Here is a 1,650-nt window from a genome sequence, read left to right as displayed (position 1 = left end):
TTATAGTTTTTTTTTCTTCTGAATGGCTTTAAAAAATTGTTGAATGAAAAAAAGCGCTGATTTTACTCAACGCTTCACATTAAAAGTCAATTATAATTTAATAATTAACCCGTCCCCTAAATTTAAATTTCTTATTCTTTTATAATTTTTCTTTTAATAATTTTATTTTCAGTTCTTATTTCTAAGAGATACATTCCCTTCTTTAAGTTTGACATATTTATTGTATTTCCGTTTAATTTACTTGAAATTAATTCTCCATTTATGTTTAATAAGTTCATCTGTTGTATCGCTTGATTAAATTTTACATAAATAATTCCTTTCGAAGGATTTGGATAAACATCTAATGAAGTCGAAGCTTCGCGGAATGATTCTAAAGTAGGCAAACTTGGATCTCCAGGTTCCTTATCCATCGGATAAATACATTTATAACTGTATGTTGCAGTTATATCTTTATTCCAAAATAGAACTTGAGGAATAAAACCATAATCAATATTAATACATTTTAAATCAGGATTTCCAGTTGCATCCATACGATAATTGTTCTGGTTGCTCAAGATTTGGTTGTTTCCGTTAGCCAAATTTAGTTTCGTCAATTTGTTATTTTGACATTGAATATTACTAACAATTGGAGTTGTTGTTAAATTTAAATCTGTTAATTGATTATTTCTAACGTACAAATAGCTCAAATTTATACAATTAGTTACATTCAAAGATGTAAGGAGATCGTTGAAAGATATAGATATATTTTCAATATCATTTTTATTTGAAAGATCTAATGCAGTTAGATTTGTATAACTAATATTAACATCTTTTAAATTAACATTTGAAGACAAGTTCAAACTATTTAATTGTAAATTTTGTTGAATAAAAATTGATTGTAGTTGCCTAGAGTTATTTAAGTTTACAGTTCCGTAATACCTAGTTAATCTTAGGTTTTCAAGATCAACACAATTAGAAAAGTCAAGATTAGTTACTAATGGAGATATATATTCAATATTTATATCTTTTAACGTAGTAGGAAATGTAACATTCGGAATTGAAGATTGAATTACTTCAAGCGATTCAATAGGAATATTTCCTAAATTTAAATTATTTAAAAAGCCGCAATAGAAGGTTGACAGTTTTTTCAGACTTATATTATTTGATAAGTCTAAACTACTTATATGATGGTTATTTATCGTTAATTCTTGAATATTTGTAAAATATTCTATACCATCCATTTCAGAAATCGGTGGTAAGGTTGTTAATCCTGAATTTGTTAAATTAATATTTCCTGAATAGTTTTGGGCTTCCGTGAAGCTAATCTCATTATCACCGTTAACATCAATAACACTAATGTTTTGCCCCGTAATTGTTATTCCGTGGGCTAAAAGTTCACTTTTAAATGTACCGTCTGTGAAAACTATATTTTGACTTAATAATGTGAAGCTTCCTAAAAGAGCTACTAGAGATAGTTTATTTTTCATAAGTTTTATAATTATTTTACTCAAAACTAGACTATTATAGGTTTTGATAATTTTTCTTCTTCTGAATGGCTTTAAAAAATTGTTGAATGAAAAAAAGCGCTGATTTTACTCAACGCTTCACATTAAAAGTCAATTATAATTTAATAATTAACCCGTCCCCTAAATTTAAATTTCTTATTCTTTT

1 protein-coding gene is annotated in these 1,650 nt (G+C 26.4%); it reads right to left on the bottom strand.

The features are described 5' to 3' along the window. Window positions 1-131: 131 nt before the first annotated feature. Window positions 132-1,466: a T9SS type A sorting domain-containing protein gene (locus ACOSP6_RS00120; protein WP_422092309.1), complete on the bottom strand. Its 1,335-nt coding sequence runs from the start codon at window positions 1,464-1,466 to the stop codon at window positions 132-134. Window positions 1,467-1,650: the final 184 nt, after the last annotated feature.

The sequence above is a fragment of the Tenacibaculum sp. MEBiC06402 genome (assembly GCF_049239625.1).
Taxonomy (GTDB): Bacteria; Bacteroidota; Bacteroidia; order Flavobacteriales; family Flavobacteriaceae; genus Polaribacter.
The sequence above is the reverse complement of the archived record's forward strand: the minus strand, read 5'-3'. Positions and strand labels throughout refer to the sequence as shown.

Coding starts and splice junctions, on each gene's coding strand:
- ACOSP6_RS00120 (WP_422092309.1), bottom strand. CDS start 1,466: ATGAAAAATAAACTATCTCTAGTAGCTCTTTTAGGAAGCTTCACATTA.